The organism is Methylocystis sp. ATCC 49242 (assembly GCF_000188155.2).
Lineage (GTDB): Bacteria > Pseudomonadota > Alphaproteobacteria > Rhizobiales > Beijerinckiaceae > Methylocystis.
In genome coordinates this window covers 3,101,060-3,122,902 of record NZ_KE124774.1, presented here as the reverse complement: position 1 = coordinate 3,122,902, position 21,843 = coordinate 3,101,060, and the positions used below count along the sequence as shown (strand labels likewise).

At 64.7% G+C, this 21,843-nt stretch carries 24 protein-coding genes; 12 read left to right on the top strand and 12 right to left on the bottom strand.

The annotated features are described in order from the left end of the window. The first annotated feature begins 204 nt into the window (after positions 1–204). Both MET49242_RS17255 and MET49242_RS17250 read left to right on the top strand, forming a co-directional pair. A complete protein-coding gene (locus MET49242_RS17255) occupies positions 205–1,470 on the top strand; it encodes an alpha/beta hydrolase (RefSeq protein ID WP_051134279.1) in 1,266 nt (421 codons plus the stop codon). Beyond that, positions 1,470–1,964 (top strand): TspO/MBR family protein, encoded by a 495-nt coding sequence (locus MET49242_RS17250; protein ID WP_144259673.1) that lies wholly within the window; start codon positions 1,470–1,472, stop codon positions 1,962–1,964. The genes MET49242_RS17255 and MET49242_RS17250 overlap by 1 nt, the downstream gene beginning before the upstream one ends. Before the next feature lie 54 nt (positions 1,965–2,018). Here MET49242_RS17250 and MET49242_RS17245 read toward each other — a convergent pair whose 3' ends face one another. Continuing rightward, positions 2,019–3,125, bottom strand: coding sequence for an alpha/beta hydrolase domain-containing protein (locus tag MET49242_RS17245; protein ID WP_244430847.1), 1,107 nt, complete (start codon positions 3,123–3,125; stop codon positions 2,019–2,021). Positions 3,126–3,579: 454 nt separating this feature from the next. Between MET49242_RS17245 and MET49242_RS17240 the strand changes: the two genes are divergently transcribed. Beyond that, entirely contained in the window at positions 3,580–4,878 is a 1,299-nt protein-coding gene (locus MET49242_RS17240; protein ID WP_036284758.1) for a TadE/TadG family type IV pilus assembly protein, read from the top strand. On the opposite strand, the gene MET49242_RS17235 is transcribed toward MET49242_RS17240, so the two are convergent. The 6 genes from MET49242_RS17235 to MET49242_RS17210 all read right to left on the bottom strand — a co-directional run bounded on the left by MET49242_RS17235 (position 4,875) and on the right by MET49242_RS17210 (position 10,272). Further along, a complete protein-coding gene (locus MET49242_RS17235; RefSeq protein WP_036284755.1) occupies positions 4,875–5,426 on the bottom strand; it encodes an alpha/beta hydrolase in 552 nt (183 codons plus the stop codon). The two genes, MET49242_RS17240 and MET49242_RS17235, sit on opposite strands and share 4 nt — an antisense overlap. Beyond that, positions 5,426–7,111 (bottom strand): lysine--tRNA ligase, encoded by a 1,686-nt coding sequence (locus MET49242_RS17230; protein ID WP_036284753.1) that lies wholly within the window; start codon positions 7,109–7,111, stop codon positions 5,426–5,428. Before MET49242_RS17230 ends, MET49242_RS17235 begins: the two co-directional genes overlap by 1 nt. Positions 7,112–7,295: 184 nt before the next feature. Further along, positions 7,296–7,610: a hypothetical protein gene (locus MET49242_RS17225; protein WP_036288537.1), complete on the bottom strand. Its 315-nt coding sequence runs from the start codon at positions 7,608–7,610 to the stop codon at positions 7,296–7,298. 161 nt (positions 7,611–7,771) lie between these two features. Beyond that, positions 7,772–8,647 carry an NAD(P)-dependent oxidoreductase gene (locus MET49242_RS17220; RefSeq protein WP_036284751.1) on the bottom strand — a complete coding sequence of 292 codons (876 nt, stop codon included), beginning with the start codon at positions 8,645–8,647 and terminating at the stop codon, positions 7,772–7,774. A 4-nt stretch (positions 8,648–8,651) separates the two neighbouring features. Further along, positions 8,652–9,692, bottom strand: coding sequence for a GTP 3',8-cyclase MoaA (gene moaA, locus MET49242_RS17215; RefSeq protein WP_036288534.1), 1,041 nt, complete (start codon positions 9,690–9,692; stop codon positions 8,652–8,654). A gap of 85 nt (positions 9,693–9,777) precedes the next feature. Beyond that, positions 9,778–10,272 (bottom strand): Gmad2 immunoglobulin-like domain-containing protein, encoded by a 495-nt coding sequence (locus tag MET49242_RS17210; protein ID WP_036284742.1) that lies wholly within the window; start codon positions 10,270–10,272, stop codon positions 9,778–9,780. 159 nt (positions 10,273–10,431) lie between these two features. Between MET49242_RS17210 and MET49242_RS17205 the strand changes: the two genes are divergently transcribed. Next, positions 10,432–10,806, top strand: a complete 375-nt coding sequence (locus tag MET49242_RS17205) for a gamma-butyrobetaine hydroxylase-like domain-containing protein (protein ID WP_036284741.1) — start codon at positions 10,432–10,434, stop codon at positions 10,804–10,806. Between the two features lie 51 nt (positions 10,807–10,857). Here MET49242_RS17205 and MET49242_RS17200 read toward each other — a convergent pair whose 3' ends face one another. The 4 genes from MET49242_RS17200 to MET49242_RS17185 form a co-directional block, all read right to left on the bottom strand. After that, positions 10,858–11,475 (bottom strand): L,D-transpeptidase, encoded by a 618-nt coding sequence (locus MET49242_RS17200; RefSeq protein WP_036284738.1) that lies wholly within the window; start codon positions 11,473–11,475, stop codon positions 10,858–10,860. Positions 11,476–11,670: 195 nt separating this feature from the next. Next, positions 11,671–13,257 (bottom strand): phosphoglycerate dehydrogenase, encoded by a 1,587-nt coding sequence (serA, locus tag MET49242_RS17195; RefSeq protein WP_036288531.1) that lies wholly within the window; start codon positions 13,255–13,257, stop codon positions 11,671–11,673. Between the two features lie 296 nt (positions 13,258–13,553). Continuing rightward, a complete protein-coding gene (locus tag MET49242_RS17190) occupies positions 13,554–14,720 on the bottom strand; it encodes a phosphoserine transaminase (RefSeq protein ID WP_036284737.1) in 1,167 nt (388 codons plus the stop codon). Between the two features lie 96 nt (positions 14,721–14,816). Next, the gene (locus tag MET49242_RS17185; protein ID WP_036284736.1) at positions 14,817–15,281 is read right to left on the bottom strand and encodes a hypothetical protein; all 465 of its coding nucleotides are present in this window, start codon (positions 15,279–15,281) and stop codon (positions 14,817–14,819) included. 167 nt (positions 15,282–15,448) lie between these two features. On the opposite strand from MET49242_RS17185, the gene MET49242_RS17180 reads away from it, so the two are divergent. Together MET49242_RS17180 and MET49242_RS17175 are read left to right on the top strand one after the other, a co-directional pair. Then, entirely contained in the window at positions 15,449–15,748 is a 300-nt protein-coding gene (locus MET49242_RS17180) for a DUF6156 family protein (protein WP_036288528.1), read from the top strand. A gap of 29 nt (positions 15,749–15,777) precedes the next feature. Continuing rightward, on the top strand, positions 15,778–16,017 hold the full coding sequence (locus tag MET49242_RS17175; protein ID WP_036284734.1) for a hypothetical protein: 240 nt from the start codon (positions 15,778–15,780) through the stop codon (positions 16,015–16,017). A 23-nt stretch (positions 16,018–16,040) separates the two neighbouring features. On the opposite strand, the gene MET49242_RS17170 is transcribed toward MET49242_RS17175, so the two are convergent. Continuing rightward, entirely contained in the window at positions 16,041–16,337 is a 297-nt protein-coding gene (locus MET49242_RS17170) for a BolA family transcriptional regulator (RefSeq protein ID WP_036288525.1), read from the bottom strand. Positions 16,338–16,745: 408 nt separating this feature from the next. On the opposite strand from MET49242_RS17170, the gene MET49242_RS17165 reads away from it, so the two are divergent. The 6 genes from MET49242_RS17165 (at position 16,746) to MET49242_RS17135 (ending at position 21,775) form a co-directional block, all read left to right on the top strand. Then, positions 16,746–17,558 (top strand): IS5 family transposase, encoded by an 813-nt coding sequence (locus MET49242_RS17165; protein WP_036279258.1) that lies wholly within the window; start codon positions 16,746–16,748, stop codon positions 17,556–17,558. Positions 17,559–17,632: 74 nt separating this feature from the next. After that, positions 17,633–18,124, top strand: a complete 492-nt coding sequence (locus tag MET49242_RS25205; RefSeq protein ID WP_144259672.1) for a hypothetical protein — start codon at positions 17,633–17,635, stop codon at positions 18,122–18,124. Between the two features lie 297 nt (positions 18,125–18,421). Beyond that, positions 18,422–19,018 carry a J domain-containing protein gene (locus MET49242_RS17155; RefSeq protein WP_036284730.1) on the top strand — a complete coding sequence of 199 codons (597 nt, stop codon included), beginning with the start codon at positions 18,422–18,424 and terminating at the stop codon, positions 19,016–19,018. Positions 19,019–19,055: 37 nt separating this feature from the next. Then, positions 19,056–20,054 carry a cobaltochelatase subunit CobS gene (gene cobS, locus MET49242_RS17150; RefSeq protein WP_036284727.1) on the top strand — a complete coding sequence of 333 codons (999 nt, stop codon included), beginning with the start codon at positions 19,056–19,058 and terminating at the stop codon, positions 20,052–20,054. Positions 20,055–20,080: 26 nt separating this feature from the next. Next, complete coding sequence (locus tag MET49242_RS17145) at positions 20,081–20,371, top strand: hypothetical protein (protein ID WP_036284723.1); 291 nt, start codon at positions 20,081–20,083, stop codon at positions 20,369–20,371. A 312-nt stretch (positions 20,372–20,683) separates the two neighbouring features. Next, a complete protein-coding gene (locus tag MET49242_RS17135) occupies positions 20,684–21,775 on the top strand; it encodes a transporter (protein WP_036284717.1) in 1,092 nt (363 codons plus the stop codon). Positions 21,776–21,843 lie beyond the last annotated feature (68 nt).

The following is a 21,843-nucleotide window of genomic DNA, read 5'->3' as shown; positions in this document are numbered from 1 at the left end:
CCCAGCCCTCGCCTCCGACGCTCGCTTGTCACAGCGAGCATGGTCATCTTTGTGCAATTTATTTCATTGATATGTGAGACGTCGCACATCGCGGCCCGTTTCCGCACGAAAGCCGCATTGCCGCCGGAAATGTGATAGAGAAACTTCCGCGGGCCGCTTTCGCGGGATCGCTGCATTTTTACTCGAGCTCATGGCCCACATCGGATGGCCCGACCCATTCTTCTTACGCGCGTCCTTTTCGCCCTTCTGGTCCTGTCTGGACTCGCAGCCTGCTCGAGCCGGCCGAATGGCGTGCTTGTCGCGACGCATCAGAAGCCGCCCGGCGCGAACCTCGTCGACATGATGGTCATGACGACCCGCGCGCCGGACCGCGAGAACCCCGCCGCCATGTTCTCCGGCGATCGCGCGCCGCAGCCCTCCTTCGCGGACATCATCGTGTCGCTGCCGCCCGACGCCAACCGCAGGGTCGGCGAGGTGCAATGGCCGACGAGCGCCACGCCCGATCCGATGCGCGAATTCACCACGGTCGACGCGCGGGTGCTCAGCAAGGAGGAGGCCCTCGCCGAATTCGACAGGCGCATTCACCGGACGCCGAAACGGCAGGTGCTCGTCTTCGTGCATGGCTTCAACACGCGCTTCGAGGAGGCGGTCTATCGCTTCGCGCAGATTTCGCACGATTCTGCGGCGGATGTTCTGCCGGTGCTCTTCACCTGGCCCTCGCGCGGCAGGATTCTGGCCTATGGTTACGACCATGAGAGCGCGAGCTACTCGCGCGATTCGCTGGAGCGGCTGCTGCAGGTTCTCGTCGACGACAAGAACGTCGGCGAGATATCGATTCTGGCCCATTCCATGGGCAATTGGGTGACGCTGGAGGCCTTGCGCCAGATGGCCATCCGTGATCGCGGACTGCCCGGCAAGATCCGCAATGTCATGCTTGCGTCGCCCGACGTGGACTTCGACGTCTTCCGCCGGCAGATCAACGCGATGGGCGTGAAGCCGTCGCTGTTCACCATTTTCATCTCGCGCGACGACGAAGCGCTGGCCGCCTCGAAATATGTGTGGGGCGGAGAATCGCCACGGCTCGGCGCCATCGACCCCGAGGCCGAGCGCTACCGAAGCGTTCTCGAAAGCGATCGCATTCAGGTCGTCGACCTTACCGGAATATCGTCGGGCGGCGGCGACTCGCTGGGACACACGAAATTCGCCGAGGCGCCGGCCGTCGTTCGCTCGATCGGCGCGCGGCTCGCGTCGGGTCAGGCGCTCAACGATGGGCAGGCCGGCGTCGGAGACCGCCTCGGCATGTTCGCGGCGGGCACCGTGTCGACCGTCGGCGCCGCCGCGGGAGCCGCTGTGGCGACGCCCTTCGCGATCGTCGATCCGCGCACGCGCGAAAACCTCGGCGAGCATTATGAGGCCGTGGGCCATCACGCGCGGCACACGATCCACTCGGGCACGGGCGTGGATCCGTGATGATCGCGCCCGTCAAACCGGCCGGGCCGCTGACGGCGGCGGCGATGGCCGCGGCGCCGGTCGTGGCGGCCGCCGCGCTCGGCAATCTGGCGACCATGCCCAATATTCCGGGCTGGTACGAAGGGCTCGCAAAACCCGCGCTGACGCCGCCGAACTGGGTGTTCGGGCCGGCGTGGACCATCCTCTACATTCTGATGGCCTTCGCCTTTTATCGCGTGCTGCGGCTCGATCCCGCGACGCCCGGACTGCGCGCGGCGATCACGATCTTTCTCGCGCAACTGGCGCTCAACGCGTCGTGGTCCTTCGCATTTTTCGCCGCGCATAGCCCGATCGGCGGGCTCATGGTGATCGTGCCGATGGAGGCGCTGATCCTTTATATGATCGCGCAGTTCTGGCGGCTCGACCGCGTCGCGGCTTGCTGTCTCATTCCCTACGCCGCCTGGGTCGCCTTCGCGACCTATCTCAACGCCGGCGTCTGGATGCTCAACCCTTAGAGCAAATTCGGCGAATTCAAACGGAAAACCGCCTACACTTTTCCTGAACGCGGTCTAGAAGGGCGCCGTCTTCGCCGCCGCGACATAGGCGTCGGCGTCCTCCGGAAGCAGCAGCCGCTCCTTGACGAGCCTGTCGGCGACGACGCGCATGGTCGCGACGAAATAGGCGCGCGAGCCATAGCGTTCGACAAGCGAGGGACGCGGGTCGGCGGCCTTTTCCCGTTCCGCCTTCGTCGTCGGAAATGGGAGCGTCGCTCCGGCGACGCAGGGGGGGCCGCCCTTGTCCTTCTGCGCATTGAAACCTGTGAAGGTCGCAATCGGCAGCGCCTGATCCGGCAGGCGCAGGCCGGAAAGTTCATTGCCGTCGGCGTCTATTCTCGGGACGAGCCGCTCGCCTGCGGGCGGCGCGGGGAGGCCGGGGATTTTCGGCCAGACGAGCGCGCCCGCCGTCACGAGATCGGCTGCGCCCGGCGCGCGCGAGGCCGGCGGCTTCGTTCCCCGCGTCCATTCGTCTAGCGCGACAAGAAGCGCGCGCAGCGCCGGCCTGCCCGAGCGCACGTTCGCGGACGCGGCGCAATTGGCGGCCGCGCCCGGGGCGGCGGCGCCGGCAAGAAAGAAGCTGCGACGGTTTTGCGGCTCCGGACCGCCCGGCGCCGCGCGCGGCGTGGCGCGCCAATAGGCGTCGGCGCCCCATGTCTCGATGGTTCGCGGCGCCTTTGCGGCGCCCGAGGGAATCGCCTCGACGTCCTGCAGCAGGAGGCCGTCGAATAACGCGCCGGCCTCGACGAGCGCCGCGCCCATCTCGCCTTTCCCATGCGCGAGAATGCGCTTTGCGGCGCTCTTCTCTCGCAGGCGGGGCAGGAGGTCACGCAGCGCCCGCGCGCGAAGGCCGGGCGGGAGGGTGATCAAATCGAGCGCCGCGACTGTCATTCCGCGCGAAACGGCCGTTGGGCGAAGGTCGTCATCCTGCGCAAGTTCAACAAACAGGGCGCCGTCTGGCGCGGGTTTCTTTGTGCGCAGCAATTTTCCCGCAAGGGCAAATTCCTTGCCGTCATCCCTGAATACGGCGCGAATGTCGTCGCCTGCGTCCTCGAATTTGAGAAGCTCGGCCCGCGCCGGAATGCACAAAAGAAACATCGACAAAGCAATTGATTTGCGCATCCCGACAGATTCCGTCGCCCGCGCGCGCCCGGGCTAGGGCGATTTCAATATCGCCCGGCAAGCGCGCCCACTCCCTTCGCTTATCCTCTTCCTCCTCGAGGCGCAGTATAAAAGAAGGGTGTGTGGCGGCGACGAACCTGGTCTCCTGATAACGGTCGATGAACTTCCCCCGCAACCGCGGCAAGGGTTCCAGGCGCCCCGACTCCCCCGGATGGCGCTTGCGCCGATGGCGACGATAAGGCCTGTCGCGGCATGAGGGCGTCGCGGTCACCGGAGGCAGGGCCGAAAAGTAGCTCAGGGACACTCCTCTGGACTGGCTCACAGCTCAAGGTCCTCGCAGCGACGCCGGGACCGGGAAGGTCGAGACTGGCCAAGCTATCATAATGAAAAAGTAGGATTCATTTAACGCCCGAATGTCAAAGCTGAAGCTGGCTCTGCTGCGGGAAGGATCGTAATGCGTCGCTCATTTCTCCAAAACAGGCGCGGCGGCGTTGCGATTTTTTTCGGCCTCGCGCTGATGCCTCTGGCATTGATGGCCGGAGGGGCGGTCGACTTCAGCCAGATCTCGAGGCAGAAATCAGCGCTCAATCAGGCTGCCGACGCGGGGGTGCTTACAGCGCTCAAAGAGGCGCGCGAGCAATTGAAACAAGGCAAGCCGGATTGGCAGAGCATCGCCGAGAAGCAGGGCGGCAAGGCCTTTACGAATAACGCCAGCAAAATAGGAGGAGTGTCAGGAACGGGCGCGACGATCAACCTCAGCCTGTCCGGCGGCGTGCTCTCGGGAAGCCTCAATTACGCCGCGAATGCGCCGACCCATTTTCTGAGGATTGCGGGCCTGAACACGATCAACCTCAAGGGGTCGGCTTCAGCGACGATGAGCGCGGCGCAATACAGGGACATTCACTTCGTCATCGACGTATCCGCCTCGATGGGCATTGGCGCGACCAAAGCAGATCAGCAGGCGATGCAAAATTCGGTCGGCTGCGCTGTCGCCTGTCATCACGCCGAAGCTGCCGACCCCGCCACAGACAATCTGGCGGCTGTCCGCGCAATTGGCGCCACGCTGCGCATCGACGTCGTGCGAAAGGCGGTCATGGACGCCCTTGCGAAAATCCCCAATGATGGATCGACGCGGGTCGCCATCCACAGCTTCAGCAATAGTCTCAAGACGGTGTTTCCGCTCTCCACCAACATCGCGGGAGCAATCTCGGCGACCCAGTCCATCGACCTGACCAACGAGAACGGGCAGGGGGGAACCAACTTTCACTATTCGCTGAACCAGTTGAACAATCTGCTTGCCAGCGCGGGCAACGGATTGACGGCCAGTCAGCCGCGCGGATTCGTGTTGCTCGCCACCGACGCTGTCGAGGATTCGAGCCTTTTCTTCTACGCCGACGGCGTTGCGCCGCCTTTCGCGAGGCAATGGGTCGAGCCGAACTTCGTCGTTGGGAACCCCTCCTATTTTGCGTGGGGGCTGCATTACGTCCAGGCCCCCGATGCGGCGAACTGCAGCGCCATCAAAGCCAAGGGCTATACGATGATGACCCTGGAGACGGAGTATCTCATTCCCGACGGCGTCTATAATCCAACCTTCGACGCCGTCCGGGGCGATATGGGGCCGGCGATGACGAAAAGCATGACCGATTGCGCATCGGCGCCGGACTACTACTTCCACGCCGAGTCGCCGCAGGAGATCGACAGGGCGGTCCAGACTATGGTTTCGAAGACAGTGAACCTGTCGCTGACGCACTAAGACAGTTTCGCGATGAAATGCGCGAAGGCGAGGGAGCCCTCCGGCCAGGGGCCGCGGCCGCTGTCTGCGTTGATGTGCCCGGCCGCGCCCGCGTCGATGAATTTCGCGCCGATATCGTCAGCGAGACGTCGGGCGAAGAGCGGGTCGGCGTAAGGGTCGTCGCTGCTGCCGACCACCACCGCCGGGAAGGGCAGGCGCGCGCGGGGAACGGGCAGGAAATCCGCGTCGACCGCCGGCAGTTCGCGGATCACCTCCTCGGACGGCGGGGCGACCAGAAAGGCGCCGGCGATCTTGTCGCGCAAATGCTGCGCAGCATGGAGCGCAGCAATCACCCCCAGCGAATGGGCGACGATGACGACGGGCTTCGCGCTTGCGAGAACCTCGCGAACGATCGTCTGCGCCCATTCCGAACGCTCGGGCCTGTCCCAGTCGCGCTGGACGACGCGACGCGCCGTGGAGAGCTTCTTCTCCCAGCGGCTTTGCCAATGGTCCGGGCCGGAGTTCGACAGGCCCGGAACGATCAGTATGTCGGCGTCGGCGGCGCGCATCAGGCGACGGGGGCGAGGAAGGCGCCGGCGAGCGCGTCCGCGATCAGCTTGCGGGAATTCGCAAGGCCATAAAGCGCGATGAAGGAGCCGAAGCGCGGGCCCTTCTTCTCGCCGAGCAGCACCTCGTAGAGCATGTTGAAAAAGTCGTTGGAGACGCCCGGCCGCTCGGGCGTCGCGCCCTTGGCGGCGAAATCCTGATAGCGCGGCACGGCGCGGGCGACGTCGTAGAGCGCGGTCTGGATGTCCTCGGCGCTCGCGCCTTCCGGCAGCGCGCCGAGGGTCGCGTCGATCTTCTGCAAAACCTCGCGCTCGACTTCGTCGGCGGCGCGATAGGTCTTCGCCGGCTTCACGAAATCGCGGAAATAGGCGACCGCATAGCCGACGAGCCTGTCGAGCCGCGGGTGGTTTTCGGGGCTGGCGCCCGGCGCATAGCGGCGCAGGAAGCCCCAGAGCACCGCCGGGTCTTCGGCGTTCGCCACGGCCGCGAGATTGAGCAGCATGGAGAAGGAGACGCTCGTCCCCTTCGTCTCGCCGGCGTGAACCAGCGTCTCCGCCTCCGGCGGATTGCCGGCGTGGATGTGCCAGACGGGATTGCCGAGACGATTCTTCCAGTCCTGCCGGGGGTAGGCGTCGAGGAAGGTCAGATAATCGTCCACCGCGCGGGGGATGACGTCGAAATAGAGACGCTTCGCCGCCGTCGGCTTCTGGAACATGAATTGCGCGAGGCTCTCGGGACTGGCGTAGGTCAGCCATTCCTCGATCGTCAGGCCATTGCCCTTGGACTTGGAGATCTTCTGACCCTTCTCGTCGAGGAAGAGTTCATAGTTGAAGCCCTCCGGCGCGCGGCCGCCGAGCGCGCGGACGATGGCGCCCGAGAGCTTCACCGAATCGATGAGATCCTTGCCGGCCATTTCATAATCGACGCCGAGCGCATACCAGCGCATCGCCCAATCCGGCTTCCATTGCAGCTTGCAATGGCCGCCAGTGACGGGCGTGGTGAATTTCTCGCCCGTGTCGGGGTCGGTCCAGTCGATCGTGCCGGCCTCGGCGTCATAGCCGTCAAGCGCCACCTGCATGACGATCCCGGTCTGGGGGTGGATGGGCAGGAAGGGCGAATAGGTCGCCGCGCGCTCCTCGCGGAAGCTCGGCAGCATGATCTTCATCACCGCGTCGTAGCGCGCGAGCATGTGCTTCAGCGCCGCGTCGAAACGGCCGCTTTTGTAATATTCCGTCGAGGACGCGAATTCGTAATCGAAGCCGAAGGCGTCGAGAAAGGCGCGCAGCCGGGCGTTGTTGTGGGCGCCGAAACTGTCATGCGTGCCGAAGGGGTCCGGCACCCGGGTCAGCGGCTTGCCGAGATGCGCCGCGACCAGCTCCTTGTTGGGGATGTTGTCGGGCACCTTGCGCAGCCCGTCCATGTCGTCCGAGAAGGCGATGAGCCGCGTCGCGATCTTGCCTTCGGTCAGAACCTCGAAGGCGCGTCGCACCATGCTGGTGCGCGCCACCTCGCCGAATGTGCCGATATGCGGCAGGCCGGAGGGGCCGTAGCCGGTCTCGAAGAGCACGGATTTCTGGCCGCTGGCCTCGATCCTTTTGACGAGCTTTCTCGCCTCCTCGAACGGCCAGGCGGGAGAGACGCGGGCGGCGTCGATGAGTTCGGACGACAAAAGGAGAGGAGCGGACATGTGCTTGAGGCGCGACCATTCATGTGTTGGGGAAGCGCGGCACAGTAGGTATCGACGCGGAAGGCGTCAACGCCGCCCGGGCGTGAGAGACACGCAAAAAGAAAAGGCGGAGGCGTTCTTCCCGAACGGCCTTCGCCTTCAGTAGGCCTTCGACCACGCGATCAGTGGACGCTGCGCGTTTACGTCAGTTGGCGCAGGACACGCTGCGCATGTAACGGACGCGGCCCTTCTCATCAGTGCTTGGCCTGATGATCAGCGTGCAATCTTCGTCCTCTGCGCCAAAGGCGCGTCCAACCTGGATCGCCGGTCCACGCGCGAGCGGGCGCAGCCCATCGTCATTGAGGCTTACCGCGGCCTTGACGGCGGCGGATTGTCCCTGCGGCTCGGCCGGCGCAGTGGGGGCCGCCGCGACGGCGGCGCACAGACCAATGGCGACCGTAAATCCGAGGATCACCTTCGACGTGCGGCTTGCGATCATGCTTTCACGCGTAACGGCCATGAATTCCCCTCCCATAGGGTGAAAAAGGTCTTGTCCCTCGTCGCGCTACTCGAACAATGCGCGGCCTTGGGTGTTCCTCTTTTTGTTGGGGGGATAACGCCGCACTCGTGCGAAGGTTGCATCGCGAGGCAAAAAAATTTTCGCGCCGCCTTAATTGCGCCTCATCGTTCCAGTCGCGCAATGAGACTCGACGTGTCCCAGCGCTTGCCGCCCATGGCCTCCACCTCGGCGTAGAACTGGTCGACGAGCGCCGCGACCGGCAGGCGCGCGCCACTGCGGCGGGCCTCCGCAAGACAGATGGAGAGATCCTTGCGCATCCACTCGACCGCGAAACCGAAGTCGAATTCGCCCGCGAGCATTGTCTTGGCGCGGTTCTCCATCTGCCACGACTGCGCCGCGCCGCTTTTCAGCAGGTCGATCACATTTTCCGCGTCGAGGCCGGAGGTCCGGGCGAAATGCAAAGCCTCCGAGAGGCTCTGGATCAGCCCGGCGACAGCGATCTGATTCACCATCTTGGTGAGCTGGCCAGCGCCGGGCGGCCCCATGAGCCGGCAGGCGCGGGCGTAGGCGGCGATGACCGGCTCGGCCCTGGCATAAATATCGGGCTCGGCGCCGCACATCACCGTGAGGGCGCCATTCTCGGCGCCCGCCTGCCCGCCCGAAACCGGCGCGTCGACAAAGCCCAGCCCGAAGGCCGCGGCCTCGGCGTGGAGTTCCCGCGCGACATGGGCGGAAGCCGTGGTGTGGTCGACGAAGACAGCGCCGATCTTCATGCCCGCGAAGGCGCCGTCCGGTCCGAGCGTGACGGCGCGCAGATCGTCGTCATTGCCGACGCATGAGAAGACGAAATCGGCGCCGGCGGCGGCTTCGCGCGGCGTGGCCGCCCATTCCGCCGCCTGTTGCTGCGCAAAGAGACACGCCTTCTCCTGCGTCCGGTTGAAGGCGATCACATGATGGCCGCGCCGCGCCAAATGGCGGGCCATGGGGCCGCCCATGACGCCGAGCCCGATGAAGGCGACGGTCTTCGCGTCGGTCATGTAATCAGCCGCCCGTCATGCTCATGTGGCGCGAGACGGCGGGGCCCTGCGTCGCGCGGTCGATGACGAAGTCGTGACCCTTGGGCTTGCGCGCGATGGCCGCCTCTATCGCCGCGACGAGCGGCGCATCGTCGGCGCTTTCGCGCAGGGGGGCGCGCAGATCGGCGGCGTCCTCCTGCCCGAGGCACATGTAGAGCGTGCCGGTGCAGGTGACGCGCACGCGATTGCAGCTCTCGCAGAAATTATGCGTGAGCGGCGTGATGAAGCCGACGCGCCCGCCGGTCTCGGAAACGCGCATGTAGCGCGCGGGCCCGCCCGTGCGGTAATCAGTCTCAGTCAAGGTGAAGGTCTCGGCCAGACGGTCGCGCACCTCGCGCATCGGCAGATACTGGTCGATGCGGTCCGGCCCCTCAAGTTCGCCGAGCGGCATCACCTCGATGAAGGTCATGTCCATGCCGCGCTCATGGGCGAAGCGCACAAGGGGGACGAATTCATCCTCGTTGACGCCCTTCAGCGCCACGGCGTTGAGCTTCACCCTGAGCCCGGCCGCAAGGGCCGCGTCCACGCCCGCCATCACCCGCGCGTGGTCGCCGGTCCGGGTAAGGGCTCGGAAACGGCCGGGATCGAGCGTGTCGAGCGAGACATTCACGCGCTTCACGCCGCAATCGACGAGTTCCGAGGCGAAGCGGGCGAGTTGCGATCCGTTGGTCGTCAGAGTCAATTCCTCCAGCGCGCCGGAGGCGAGATGACGCGAGAGCGCGCGAAACAGCGTCATGACGTCGTGACGCACCAGAGGCTCGCCGCCGGTGATGCGCAGCCGCTTCGTGCCGCGCGCGACGAAAGCCGAGCAGAGCCGGTCCAGCTCCTCCAGCGTCAGCAGATCGCGCCGGGGCAGGAAGGTCATGTGCTCGGACATGCAATAGACGCAGCGGAAGTCGCAACGATCGGTGACCGAGACGCGCACATAGGAAATCGCCCGGCCGAAGGGATCGATCAGCGGCGCGGGCTCTGCGGCGGCTGCGGGCGGTTGCGAATGGGCGTTCATGCGGCGCTTCCCTCGACGGCGGGCGGTATCCATCCCGCCGAGACATATATTGCCGGAAGCAAGTCGCGGGAAGCCCGCGTGTTTTCTATGCGCCGATCGGCACTTTCAATAGCTGCCCGACGAAAATGCGGTTCGGATCGCTGATGATATCGGGATTGGCCCGCGCAATATCGTTGAAGCGGCTGGCGTCGCCGTAATTGTCGCGCGCGATCGCCGCCAGCGTGTCGCCGCGCTTCACCCGATGAAGCCGGTAGCCGATGTAGCCGGGAACGATGCGCGGACCGTAAATGACCGGCACGATGACCTTGTTGATCTCGGAGCCGTCGTTGGCGCTCTCCTCGTAGATCTCGACGAACAGGCGGTCGAGCTGGAAGGCTGCGCCCGTGAGATCCACGGATAGCTGGAATTGTCCATGCTCGCCCGTCCCGCCGCCGAGGTTGAAGAAACCGGCGCGCTCGTCGTGGCCGTCGTGAACGCGATATTGGAGCGTCGCCTCGAAGCCCGTTCCGACGCCGCCGATGAGAACCGGATTTCCCACGAGATCGAAAGGACGCGGTTGCTGGATTTCATTGACGATCATTTTGAAAAACCTCCGTAATAGGCTTTTGACAAAAATCGCCCCGAAGGCGGATCATTCCCGATCCGTCGCGCCGGGGTCAGCGGCGCTTGGCCTCGCGACCGCTTCTCATATATGTCGGCGCCGGCGCAGGAGTAGCGTCGAAGCCTTCAGGAGCAACGATTGACAGCAGAACCATGGCCCACCGAAATTCGCCTCCTCGACGAAGGCCGCGCCTTGCGCGTCGCTTTCGACGACGGCGAAGCCTTCACATTGAGCGCGGAATTGCTGCGGGTGAGAAGCCCCAGCGCCGAGGTGCAGGGCCATTCGCCCGCCGACCAGAAGACCGTGGGCGGCAAACGCAATGTCGCCATCATGACGGTCGCCCCGGTGGGCAATTACGCGGTGCGGCTCGATTTCGACGACATGCACCGCACCGGCATCTACACCTGGCGTTATCTGCGAAAGCTCGGAGAGACGGCGGAGCAGAGTTTCGCCGACTATCTGGAGGAGCTGAAGGCCAAGGGACTCGACCGCGACCGGCCGGGGGAGAAATGAAAACGGCCGGCGCAGGGGCCGGCCGTTAAATTCTTTTATGTCGCGGAGAACTTACCGCGTCACCACCACGCGGGTGCCGACCTTCACGCGATTGTAGAGATCGACCACGTCGTCATTCGTCATGCGGATGCAGCCCGAGGACACGGCCTGGCCGATCGTCTCCGGCTCGTTGGAGCCGTGGATGCGATAAAGCGTGCCCGAGAGATACATGGCGCGCGCGCCGAGCGGATTGTTGAGGCCGCCTTCCATATGGCGCGGCAGGTCGGGACGGCGCTTGAGCATTTGCGCGGGCGGGGTCCAGTCCGGCCATTCTCGCTTGCTGGAAATGAAGCGCGTGCCCGACCATTCGAAGCCCGGACGGCCGACGCCGACGCCGTAGCGGATCGCCTGACCGTCGCCGAGCACGTAATAGAGCCGGCGCTCATTGGTGGAGATGACCACCGTGCCGGGCGCATATTTGGCGTCGAAGGAAACGACCTCGCGCGGAATGGCGACGGCCTGCGGGCGGCCGTCCTGCGTCTGGGGCGCAGCCGCGGGCGCGCCGCCGAAAAGCGCCGACAGCGGGTCGGGTTCATAGGCCGGCTGCGCGGTGTTGCGCGCGAGCGTTTGCGCAGAGAGGGCGCCGGTGGCGCCGAAAAAGCAGATCAATGCAAGGACGAGCCGCCGCATGTTGTTCCCTTGTTCGCAGTCGGAGAGGAGAGATCAGCCGCGCGCCGCTGAAAACGGCGAACGGACGCTACATCTGCGACGATTAGTCCCGCAGGCGTTAAGGCTTCGCAAGCGCCAAGCAGGCAAGACGCAGGTCTGACGCCGATTTACATCGCCACAGTTGCAGGCGTGCAACAGTTCACATTCGCACGAAAACTAGAACCTGAGCGTAAGCGCCTGCTTGACGCCGGGCAGATCGCGAATGGCCGCGAGCACGTCCTCCGGCAGCTCGCCGTCGATCGCGACCAGCGCAACGGCGCAGCCGCCGGGCATGTCGCGCCCCAGCGCGAAAGTCGCGATATTGACCTTCGCCTCGCCGAGCAGGCCGGCGAAACGGCCGATGAAGCCGGGCCTGTCCTCATTCTCCGTGTAGATCATGGAGGGCGCGAATTCGGCGTCGATCCCGATGTCGCCGATCCGCGCGATTCGCGGCTTGCCGTCGTGAAAGACAGTTCCGGAAACGCGGATCTCGCCCTGCGCCGTCTTCGCGCTGACAGTGAGCAGCGATTCGTAGTCGCTCTGCGCGTCGCGGGTGATTTCCTCCACCGCGACGCCCCGCTCCCTCGCAATGACCGGCGCCGAAACCGGATTCACATCCTCGAGAATCGGCTTGAGGAGGCCGGAAAGCGCGGCCGCGGAAATCGCCCGGGTCTTCTGATGCGCGATGGCGCCCTCGAAAACGATCGACAGATTCTCGACGCCCGAACGCGCGATCTGGCCGGCGAAAAGGCCGAGTTTTTCGGCCAAAGCCGCAAAGGGCTTCAGACGCGGCGCCTCCTCCGCGCTGATCGAGGGGAAATTGACGGCGTTGGTGATCGCGCCGCGCGTCAGATAGTCCGACATCTGCTCGGCGATCTGCAGCGCGACCTTCTCCTGCGCCTCGGTCGTCGAGGCGCCGAGATGGGGCGTGCAGACGACATTGGCGTGGCCGAAGAGCGGGTTCTCCATCGCCGGCTCGACCGCGAAGACATCGAGCGCGGCGCCGGCGACATGGCCGTCGTCGAGCGCCTTGCGCAACGCGGCTTCGTCGAGAAGTCCGCCGCGCGCGCAATTGATGACGCGCACGCCCTTGCGGGTCTTCGCCAGCGCCTCCGCCGAAAGGATATTCTTCGTCTGTGCGGTGAGCGGCGTGTGGATGGTGATGAAATCCGCGCGGGCGAGGAGATCATCGAGTTCCACTTTCTCGACGCCGAGCGCCTGCGCGCGCTCCTCGGTCAGGAAGGGGTCGAAGGCGATGACGCGCATCTTGAGGCCCAGCGCGCGCTCCGCGACATTGGCGCCGACATTGCCGCAGCCGATCACGCCCAGGGTCTTGCCGGTGATCTCGACGCCCATGAAGCGGTTCTTCTCCCATTTGCCGGCCTGAGTGGAGGCGTCGGCGGCGGGTATTTCGCGCGCGAGGGCGAACATCAGCGCAATGGCGTGTTCCGCGGTGGTGACCGAATTGCCGAAGGGCGTGTTCATGACGATCACACCCCGCGCCGTCGCCGCGGGGATATCGACATTGTCGACGCCGATGCCCGCGCGGCCAATCACCTTGAGACGGCCCCCCCTGGCGATAATCTCCGCCGTCACCTTCGTCGCGGAGCGTATGGCGAGCCCGTCATAATCCCCGATGACCGCGGCCAGCCTGTCCCTGTCCTTGCCCAGCGTCGGTTCGAAATCGACGTCGAGTCCGCGCATGCGGAAAATCTGCACGGCGGCGGGGGAGAGGGAGTCGGAGATGAGGACGCGAGGCGGCATATTCATCCTTTGAAAAGCGCAAGATCGGGCGGCTCGGCCGGGCCTTTAAGCGCGCGCCGGTTCTCATTGGCGGACATCCCGAAGCGGCGCAGCCGATTCGCGACAATAGCCGATATCGATGGTTCTGTTTGCGACGCGAAGGGCGCTCCGAAGGCGCTCCATCGCCGAAAAGACAAGCGAGGCTGGCGGCAAGATCGACGGCGGGACCGATCCTGCGCATTTCCCCCGGGAAATCCGCCGCGAAAATGAGAAGGCGGGAGGTTGCGGCCCCGCGCTGAAGGATAGTCAGCGGCCGATTACGCCGCCTTCGCCAGCCCGGACGCCTCGGCGTAAGCCCAATCCAGCCATGGCAGGAGCGCCGCGACGTCGCTCGCCTCGACTGTCGCGCCACACCAGATTCGGAAGCCGGGGGGCGCGTCGCGATAGGCGCCGAAATCGTACCCGGCGCCTTCCTTCTCGATCATCGCGACCATCGTCTTCGCGAGATCGGCGCGCGCCTCTGGCGTCTTCGCGACGCTCTCGTCCGAAAACACGAGGCAGACGCCGGTGTTGGAGCGGGTCGCCGGGTCTTTCGCGAGAAAATCGATCCAGGGCGTTTTCGCGACCCAATCGGCGATGACAGAAGCGCTCGCGTCGCAGCGCGCCATCAGGGCGGGAAGCCCGCCGATCGACTTTCCCCATTTCAACGCATCGAGATAGTCCTCGACCGCGAGGAGCGAGGGCGTGTTGATCGTCTCGCCCTGGAAAATCCCCTCGTTGATCCTGCCCTTCTTCGTCAATCTGAAAATCTTCGGCATGGGCCACGCCGGCGTGTGGCTCTCGAGCCGCTCGACGGCGCGCGGCGAGAGGATCAGCACGCCATGCGCGGCCTCGCCGCCCATAACTTTCTGCCAGCTGTAGGTCGTGACATCCAGCTTGGGGAAATCGAGCGGCTGGGCAAAGGCCGCGGAAGTCGCGTCGCAGATCGTGAGGCCCTTGCGGTCGGCGGGGATAAAATCCGCATCGGGCACGCGCACGCCGGCTGTCGTCCCGTTCCAGGCGAAGACGAAATCATTGTCGAAATCGATCTGCGAGAGATCCGGCAATTCGCCGAAGGGCGCGGTGAAGCTGCGTGCGTTCGGCAACTTCAACTGCTTGATGACGTCCGTCACCCAGTCGGCCGAAAAGCTCTCCCAGGCGGCCACGTCGACGCCGCGCGGGCCGAGCAGCGACCACAGCGCCATTTCGACGGCGCCGGTGTCGGAGGCTGGAACAATGCCGATGCGGTAATCCGCCGGCACGCGCAGCACCTCGCGGGTAAGATCGATCGCCTGCGCGAGCTTCTCCTTGCCCGCCTTCGAGCGGTGCGAACGGCCGAGCGCCGCTCCGGCGAGATTCTCGAACGCCCAGCCGGGACGCTTGGCGCAGGGGCCGGAGGAAAAGCGGGGATTCGCCGGCTTCGCGGCGGGTTTGGCGATGGCCATGGGCGCGTTGTCCTGATGAATCGCGCGAGGCGCGAGTGAGACCCCGCGCTAAGCGCTCGTCACAAAATCGTCAAGACGCGCCGACGCCCCGTCGTTTCAGCCACGCACGGACAATTTCCGGTAACGGTCCTCGGAACTCGTCACATAGACATGGCCGAACGCGGTCTTTTCCCAGGTCACATTTTCCGCCGGAAGGGCGATCTTCAGGGATTCGACCTTAAGCGGAAAGCCCGGGGTCGCGGAAATCCCGTCGAGCTTGATCTCCGTCGCGCCGGGGCCGACCGAAAAATCCGCGACGACCGCGCCATCGGGCGCGAAGGCCCGCGCCCAGCCGGGCGTTCCGACGGATTTGACGGCGACGGGGTTCTCGCCGAATTGCGGCGCCCCGGCGGCGTCGAAGGCCGGGCTCGCGAAGACATATTCGGCGAGCGCGGCGCTGCGCGTCACGGCGTGATCGGCCGTCGGCGGCCGGCCGGTGGAATAGAGGACCAGCCTTCCGCCGGCGAGCGCTTTCCCGATCTCCTCGGCGCTCGCAGATGCATAACTTTCCGCAAGTCTCATATGTCGCGCTCCTTGAACAATGGGGTGTCGCGATTGCGACAATTTCGGCCCGCCGCCGGGCCGCCGCGCCCCGGGTCGCAAGCGCCATGCCGCCGGGGGCCGGGAGCTTCGGGGCTGGCGCGATTTTTTCTTCGGCCGGCGGCGATAAAGAGAAGGAGGATCGCCCGATGTCCGACGCCGGACGGGATTACCGTTATTTTCTCACCTACAGCGGCGTTCGCCTGCCGCTGAAGCTGGTGCGGCCGCTGGAGGCCGCCGAGCTGGGGAACCGCAACACTTTCTTCCGTGCGACCTACGATCCGGCGGGACGGCTCGCGACCTGCGAAAAGCTCGTCTATGGCGAGGTCGAGCTCGCGCACGCCTATGCCTATCGCGACGACGGCACGCTCGCCCATGCGCGGATCGAGATGGGCGACGAAGTGACGGAGGTGGATTGCGACGAGACGGGCGCGCCGATACGTTCCTGAGCGCAATCAAGCTTCACCAAGGCGGTCCCATGAGAATTTTTGTTCCGACCTGTCTCTTTCTGCTTTTCGCCGCTTCGCCCGCCCCGGCGGTTCCGCTCCGGCAGGTGATCAGCGACTGCGGTTCGGACGGCAAGGCCTATTGCGAGGGAGTGGGCTACGGCGCCCCCATGCAGGCCTGCCTCGCCCGCAACAAGAAGAAACTGACTCCCGCCTGCCGGGCCATCATCGACCGGCTGGAGAAGGGGGAGGAGGTGGAGATTTTCGGGTAGCGGGACGCCTTTTCGCTGGAGGGCTACTCCCCCGGCGCCTTTGCGCTGATCGCCAGCGCATGCACGCCTTCGGCGATCTCCTGCGCCAGCAGCTCGTTCACCATCCGGTGCCGCTGCACCCGGCTCTTGCCCTCGAAGGCTGCGCTCACCACCTCCACCCTGAAGTGGCTTTCGTTGCCGTGCCGCTTGTCGCCGGGGTGGCCGTGGCCGGCATGGTGGTGTGATTCGTCGATAACGTTCAAAGAAACCGGCGCCAGCGCTTCGATCAGCTTGCTGGTGATGCTGGCCTTGACGACGCCTTTACCCTGATCCTTTGTCATTTCACCAAGTCCTCGATTTAATTCGGCGCCTACCCCTTCGACCGCCCCTGCCGCGAGATGCGTGCGGAGACGAAGAGGAAGCTTATTCCCTCCTCCGGCTCTCTCGCTCTCGTGGAGAAACATCGGCTTCTTCGAAAAGGCGCTTAACACTACCATCGCAAAATCCGCCCGTCGTTTCGACCCCGCAAAGGCGGCCTGACCCACAATCGGTTTTCGCTGGAGCCAAACACCCCTCAAGGCGGCCGGGGAGGCGCCTAATCAAGCCGCTCAAGACGATATCTTGAGGGGGCTGCGCGTTAATTGCCTTTGATCATGGATTTGTTTACATTATTTATGTAATCTTGCACGGGGGTCGGACATCTAGAGGGTGTTATGTACTTTGGTGATTGATTGTCTTAGTAGAATCGGATGTCTCCGATTCGCAAACCTTATCCGTCTGACGTCAGCGACGAAGAATGGTCGCTGGTTGCGCCTTATCTGACGCTCATGGACGAAGGCGCGCCGCAGCGTCAACATTCGCTGCGCGAGCTGTTCAACGGCCTGCGTTACGTGCTGCGCTACGGCATCGCCTGGCGCGCCATGCCCAACGATCTGCCGCCATGGTTCGCCGTGTATCAGCAATCGCAGCGCTGGCTGTCGGCGGGCGTGTTCGAGGCGCTTGCGCAGGATCTGCGCGCCCAGTTGCGCGTCGCTTCCGGGCGGGCGGCGGAGCCGACGGCGGCGATCATCGACAGCCGCACCTTGCGCTCGACCCCTGAGAGCGGCCCACGAGCGGGCTATGACGGCGCGAAGCGAAAGCGCGGCTCGAAGCTGCACATGGCAGTCGACACATTGGGCCATTTGCTGGCGTTGCATGTCACGCCGGCGAATGTCGATGACCGCGCCGAGGTCGGCAAGCTCATCGCAGCCGTGCAGGATGTGACAGGCGAAAGCGTCGAACTCGTTTATGTCGATCAGGGCTACACCGGCGAAAAGGCGTCCGAGGCGGCGAAGGCGCAAGGCGCCGAACTGTGCGTCGTCAAACTTGCCGAAGCGAAGAAGGGCTTCGTGTTGCTGCCCAAGCGCTGGGTGGTCGAGCGTTCATTCGCCTGGGCGACGCGATGCAGGCGGCTCGTCAAAGACTACGAGCGCTATGCTCAGACCCTCGCAGGACTCCACGTCGTCGCCTTCGCATGTCTCATGCTCAAGCGCGCAGCAGATTTCATGATCCAAGGTGCATAACACCCTCTAATTCGCAACGGAGTGGAACCCGGGCGAATGTGTGTCCGACGGGGGGCAATAAATGGAGTAAGCATATGAAACGGTTGGCGCTTACTATCTTTGCGGCGAGTGTTTTCGCGGGCCCTGCTCTGGCTGATTCTCGTGATTTCAAAGGTCACGACACGTTCCAGAAAACATGTCAGTTCCCGAACAACGGAACCAGTTCGCCGCCGACCGGTCTTTGGGGGAACTGGCCTGCTTGCGGTGACGCAAATGGACCTCTGGTTCCCGGCAAGTATCGCAAATGCATTGCGGTGTGGAACGTTACCGCGGCCAACAACAACAGAATCGGGGGCGGGAGCGACGGTCATGTGGTCGTTCTGAACGACGGGAATCAGCCGGGCAGCTCGACGACGCAATTTCCTTTCGTATTGCCGTATCCTTCGACGATAACCCAAGGCTTCGTGGAATCTCCTCTCGTTTTCAGAGATAAAAAAGGGCTGTTCGTATATGACCGCGGCCCGGGCGGCACGAACAGCAACGTTTGGGTGACCGTCACTGGAGAATATGTCGAGTGCAGGTGGTAAGGCTCTGATCAACCGCAAGAATTATTGATGTGAGGGAGGGGGCGATCCGCCCCCTTCAGCACGAAGGGGCGCCTTCTTCCTGCTTGCCTTTGACCAAATGGCGATTGAGCCGGTTATCTCGTGAAATCAGGAATATCCATTTTGGCGGCGGTTAATTTACCCTGATCCGCCATGATTGTTTTTCTAAGAATGTCGGGCGGCTGCGCCCGAGGCGCCCGACTTGCAAGATTGGGCGCATGAAAAATTCGGCGCTGTCAATGCTTGCGGCCGGCGCCCGCCGCATCATAATGGAACCCCATGAACCTGAACTCGCCCCTCTTCGATCGCATAAGGACAAAGCGCGAGCCGCGCGAGGAGCCGCGCCGCGAGTCGACGATCCGTTGCGCCTCGCCCGGCTGTGAGGCGGAGGGGTCTTACCGCGCGCCCATGGGCCGCCTGCGCGAGGGCCAGTATTTCTGCTTCTGCCTCGACCACGTCCGCGAATACAACGCGACCTACAATTATTTCAACGGGATGAACGACGCCGACGTCGCGCGATACATGAAGGACGCGACAGTCGGGCACCGTCCGACCTGGTCGATGGGCGCGCGGCGGGGACAATCGGGCTTCCGGGAGGAGGGCCGGCCGACGGAGGACCCGCTCGGCCTCTTTCGCAACCGCTTCCATGGCCAGCCGGCGCCAAAGCGCGAGCCGCGCTATTCGCCGGTGACCATGCGGGCGCTCGCCGCGCTCGATCTCGACGAGACGGCGGGTGCGGAGCTGATCAGGACGCGCTATAAGGAGCTCGTCAAACGCCACCACCCCGACGCCAATGGCGGAGATCGATCCCGCGAGGAAAAATTGCGGGAGATCATCCACGCCTATAAGACGCTGAGGGCCGCCCGACTCGTCTGATCGGGCGCGATTGAGCCCCCGAATTGGAGGACGAGTTTTGGTCGATGCAGCAAACGGCGGCTCGGGCCTGGAAGGCCTGCCGGATATGAAAGTCTCGGCGCGTCAGGTCTTCGGGATCGACTCGGATCTCGAAGTCCGGGCCTTTTCCGAGCGCAACGAGCATGTGCCGGACGTCGACCCCGACTATCTTTTCGACCGCCAGACGACCCTCGCCATTCTCGCGGGCTTCGCGAAGAACCGCCGCGTCATGGTCACGGGCTATCACGGCACCGGCAAGTCCACGCATATCGAGCAGGTGGCGGCGCGGCTCAACTGGCCCTTCGTGCGCGTCAATCTCGACAGCCACATCTCCCGCATCGACCTCGTCGGCAAGGACGCGATCGTGCTCAAGGAAGGAAAGCAGGTCACGGAGTTCCGCGACGGCATCCTGCCCTGGGCCGTGCAGCACAATGTCGCGCTCTGCTTCGACGAATATGACGCCGGCCGCCCGGACGTGATGTTCGTCATCCAGCGCGTGCTCGAGGTCTCGGGCCGCCTCACGCTGCTCGACCAGAATCGCGTCATCCGCCCGCATCCGGCCTTCCGCCTCTTCGCCACCGCCAACACGGTCGGCCTCGGCGACACCTCGGGCCTTTATCACGGCGTGCAGCAGATCAACCAGGCGCAGATGGACCGCTGGTCGATCGTGACGACGCTGAACTATCTGCCGCACGACGCCGAGACCAATATCGTCATCTCCAAGGTGAAGTCCTACGGCGCGACGAAGGAAGGCCGCGACGCGGCCAACAAGATGGTGCGCGTCGCCGACCTGACCCGTAACGCCTTCATGGCCGGCGACCTCTCGACGGTGATGAGCCCGCGCACGGTCATCACCTGGGCCGAGAACGCGGAAATATTCGGCGACGTCGGCTTCGCCTTCCGGCTCACCTTCCTCAACAAATGCGACGAGCTGGAGCGTCCGCTGGTCGCGGAGTTCTACCAGCGCTGCTTCGGGAAGGAGTTGCCCGAGAGCGCGGTGAATGTGGTTATGACCTGAGGCGGCGCACACTGTAGGCTTCGATCATGGCCGATGAACCGGAAAGTCTCGTTCTCCAGTTGCTTCGTCAGTTACGGGACGATGTCGCCGACACGCAGTCGCAGATCCATTCCCTGCGCGCGGATGTCGCCTCGGACTTAGTGGCGATGCAGGCGAAGAACGACGCCGAGCACAGGGCGACGCGCGAACAGATCGTCGGCCTGCGCCGGACGGTGGTCGAGTATCACTCCGCCGTGCTCGGCCACGGCATGCTCATCAGCGATCTCGAGGCGCGCGTGCGACGTCTCGAGCAGAAGGTCGGCGATTCCGACGCATAGATCACGTCGCGTTCAGGCGGAATCGCAAGATTGCAGACGACGTGATCGGTTCTGAAAGTTCAAAGCGCGCTTTCCGGCGAAAAACCGGGTTCTGGTTTTTCGCAACGCGCAGGCGGAGAACCGGCTCCGCGGGCCGTCTCGCACGCGCCCCCCTGGCCTCCGTCCAGGGCCCGCCGCAAGCCGCGGACCTCGTCGCCCGCCGCCTCGACGAGGCCCGCACGGCGACGAAGGGCGCCAGGGCGAAGCGTTGCGCCGTGTCATCCAACTGTCATGATTTAACGTGCCCTTGAGGCGATGCACGCGAGCCGACAGATGACCATCGACCGCCTCAAGGACGCGCTTCACCCGGACATCCCCGGCTGCCTGTGGGCGTTGCGGTTCGACGCGCAGGGCGAGGCCGCGCCGGGCGGCGCGGCCGATCTCGCCCGGCTCGGCCAGCCGGGCGAGGGCTTCCTCTGGCTGCACATGGATCTCGCCGATGTCCGCGCCCGTCCGGTCATCGCCCGCATCGGGGCGCTCACCGAAACCGCGCGCGCCGCGCTGTGCGACCCGGTCGACCATCAATATCTCGAATATTCGGACAGGCTCGTGAGCGGCGCGCTGCTTGATCACGAGCGGACGCTGGCCGGTCCCGCCTCGCGCACGGACTATCTCCGCTTCGCCATCGGCGACGGCTTTTTCATCTCGGCGCGGCGGCGCCCGATGACCAGCGTCGAGACGACGCGAAACGCACTCGGCCGCGGAGCCCGCGTCGACACGCCCTTCGCGCTGTTCGAACTGATGACCGATTTTTTGATCGACGAACTCGTCCGCATGACCAATGACGTCGGCCTCGCCTTCGATCGCGTCGAGGATCTGCTCATCGACGGGCGCGGCCGCGAGGCGCGCCCGAAGCTCGGCGCGGCCCGGCGCGACGCCGTGCGCCTCGCGCGTCAGGTCGGCGGCCTCGCCTCCACGCTGGCGCGGCTGGAGACGATCGAGGAAGACCCGGAGGAGCGGACGGACAATGATCTGCGGGAAACGGCGGCGCGACTGGTTCAGCACACGGAGGCGCTCGCGCGCGAAATGCTAAGCCTGCAGGAACGCGCGCGTCTGCTGCAGGACGAGCTGAACGCGCTGCTCAATCTGGAGACCAACGACCGCCTTTATGTGCTGACGGTCGTCACGACCCTTCTGCTGCCGGCGACATTCGTGACCGGCTTCTTTGGCATGAACCTGAAGAACCTCCCCTTTTCCGAAAGCGAGGAAGGCACGGTCTATGCGACCATCCTGTGCGTTCTCGCCGCGGGAGCAGTGCTGATCCTGATGCGGCGATGGGGGCTGACCAATCCGCGGGAGGCCGAGGAGGACAGGCCGCGCCCCGGCGCGTCGGGCCCTTCCCGGCCGGCGGACACCAATCTTTAGGCGCGGCCGCCGCTTTACATGGCGCGGCGACGCGCCTAATTTCCGCGCCGAATCCTGAAGAGGGAGCG

Bases quoted from the DNA above. Each gene is read 5' to 3' on its own strand.
- MET49242_RS25205 (WP_144259672.1), top strand. From the start codon at position 17,633: ATGAAACGGTTGGCGCTTACTATCTTTGCGGCGAGTGTTTTCGCGGGC.
- MET49242_RS17255 (WP_051134279.1), top strand. From the start codon at position 205: ATGGCCCGACCCATTCTTCTTACGCGCGTCCTTTTCGCCCTTCTGGTC.
- MET49242_RS17190 (WP_036284737.1), bottom strand. From the start codon at position 14,720: ATGGCCATCGCCAAACCCGCCGCGAAGCCGGCGAATCCCCGCTTTTCC.
- MET49242_RS17185 (WP_036284736.1), bottom strand. From the start codon at position 15,281: ATGAGACTTGCGGAAAGTTATGCATCTGCGAGCGCCGAGGAGATCGGG.
- serA (WP_036288531.1), bottom strand. From the start codon at position 13,257: ATGCCGCCTCGCGTCCTCATCTCCGACTCCCTCTCCCCCGCCGCCGTG.
- MET49242_RS17250 (WP_144259673.1), top strand. From the start codon at position 1,470: ATGATCGCGCCCGTCAAACCGGCCGGGCCGCTGACGGCGGCGGCGATG.
- MET49242_RS17180 (WP_036288528.1), top strand. From the start codon at position 15,449: ATGTCCGACGCCGGACGGGATTACCGTTATTTTCTCACCTACAGCGGC.
- MET49242_RS17245 (WP_244430847.1), bottom strand. From the start codon at position 3,125: ATGCGCAAATCAATTGCTTTGTCGATGTTTCTTTTGTGCATTCCGGCG.
- MET49242_RS17240 (WP_036284758.1), top strand. From the start codon at position 3,580: ATGCGTCGCTCATTTCTCCAAAACAGGCGCGGCGGCGTTGCGATTTTT.
- MET49242_RS17225 (WP_036288537.1), bottom strand. From the start codon at position 7,610: ATGGCCGTTACGCGTGAAAGCATGATCGCAAGCCGCACGTCGAAGGTG.
- MET49242_RS17165 (WP_036279258.1), top strand. From the start codon at position 16,746: ATGTCTCCGATTCGCAAACCTTATCCGTCTGACGTCAGCGACGAAGAA.
- MET49242_RS17210 (WP_036284742.1), bottom strand. From the start codon at position 10,272: ATGATCGTCAATGAAATCCAGCAACCGCGTCCTTTCGATCTCGTGGGA.
- MET49242_RS17200 (WP_036284738.1), bottom strand. From the start codon at position 11,475: ATGCGGCGGCTCGTCCTTGCATTGATCTGCTTTTTCGGCGCCACCGGC.
- MET49242_RS17220 (WP_036284751.1), bottom strand. From the start codon at position 8,647: ATGACCGACGCGAAGACCGTCGCCTTCATCGGGCTCGGCGTCATGGGC.
- MET49242_RS17155 (WP_036284730.1), top strand. From the start codon at position 18,422: ATGAACCTGAACTCGCCCCTCTTCGATCGCATAAGGACAAAGCGCGAG.
- moaA (WP_036288534.1), bottom strand. From the start codon at position 9,692: ATGAACGCCCATTCGCAACCGCCCGCAGCCGCCGCAGAGCCCGCGCCG.
- MET49242_RS17135 (WP_036284717.1), top strand. From the start codon at position 20,684: ATGACCATCGACCGCCTCAAGGACGCGCTTCACCCGGACATCCCCGGC.
- MET49242_RS17175 (WP_036284734.1), top strand. From the start codon at position 15,778: ATGAGAATTTTTGTTCCGACCTGTCTCTTTCTGCTTTTCGCCGCTTCG.
- MET49242_RS17230 (WP_036284753.1), bottom strand. From the start codon at position 7,111: ATGTCCGCTCCTCTCCTTTTGTCGTCCGAACTCATCGACGCCGCCCGC.
- MET49242_RS17145 (WP_036284723.1), top strand. From the start codon at position 20,081: ATGGCCGATGAACCGGAAAGTCTCGTTCTCCAGTTGCTTCGTCAGTTA.
- MET49242_RS17170 (WP_036288525.1), bottom strand. From the start codon at position 16,337: ATGACAAAGGATCAGGGTAAAGGCGTCGTCAAGGCCAGCATCACCAGC.
- MET49242_RS17235 (WP_036284755.1), bottom strand. From the start codon at position 5,426: ATGCGCGCCGCCGACGCCGACATACTGATCGTTCCGGGCCTGTCGAAC.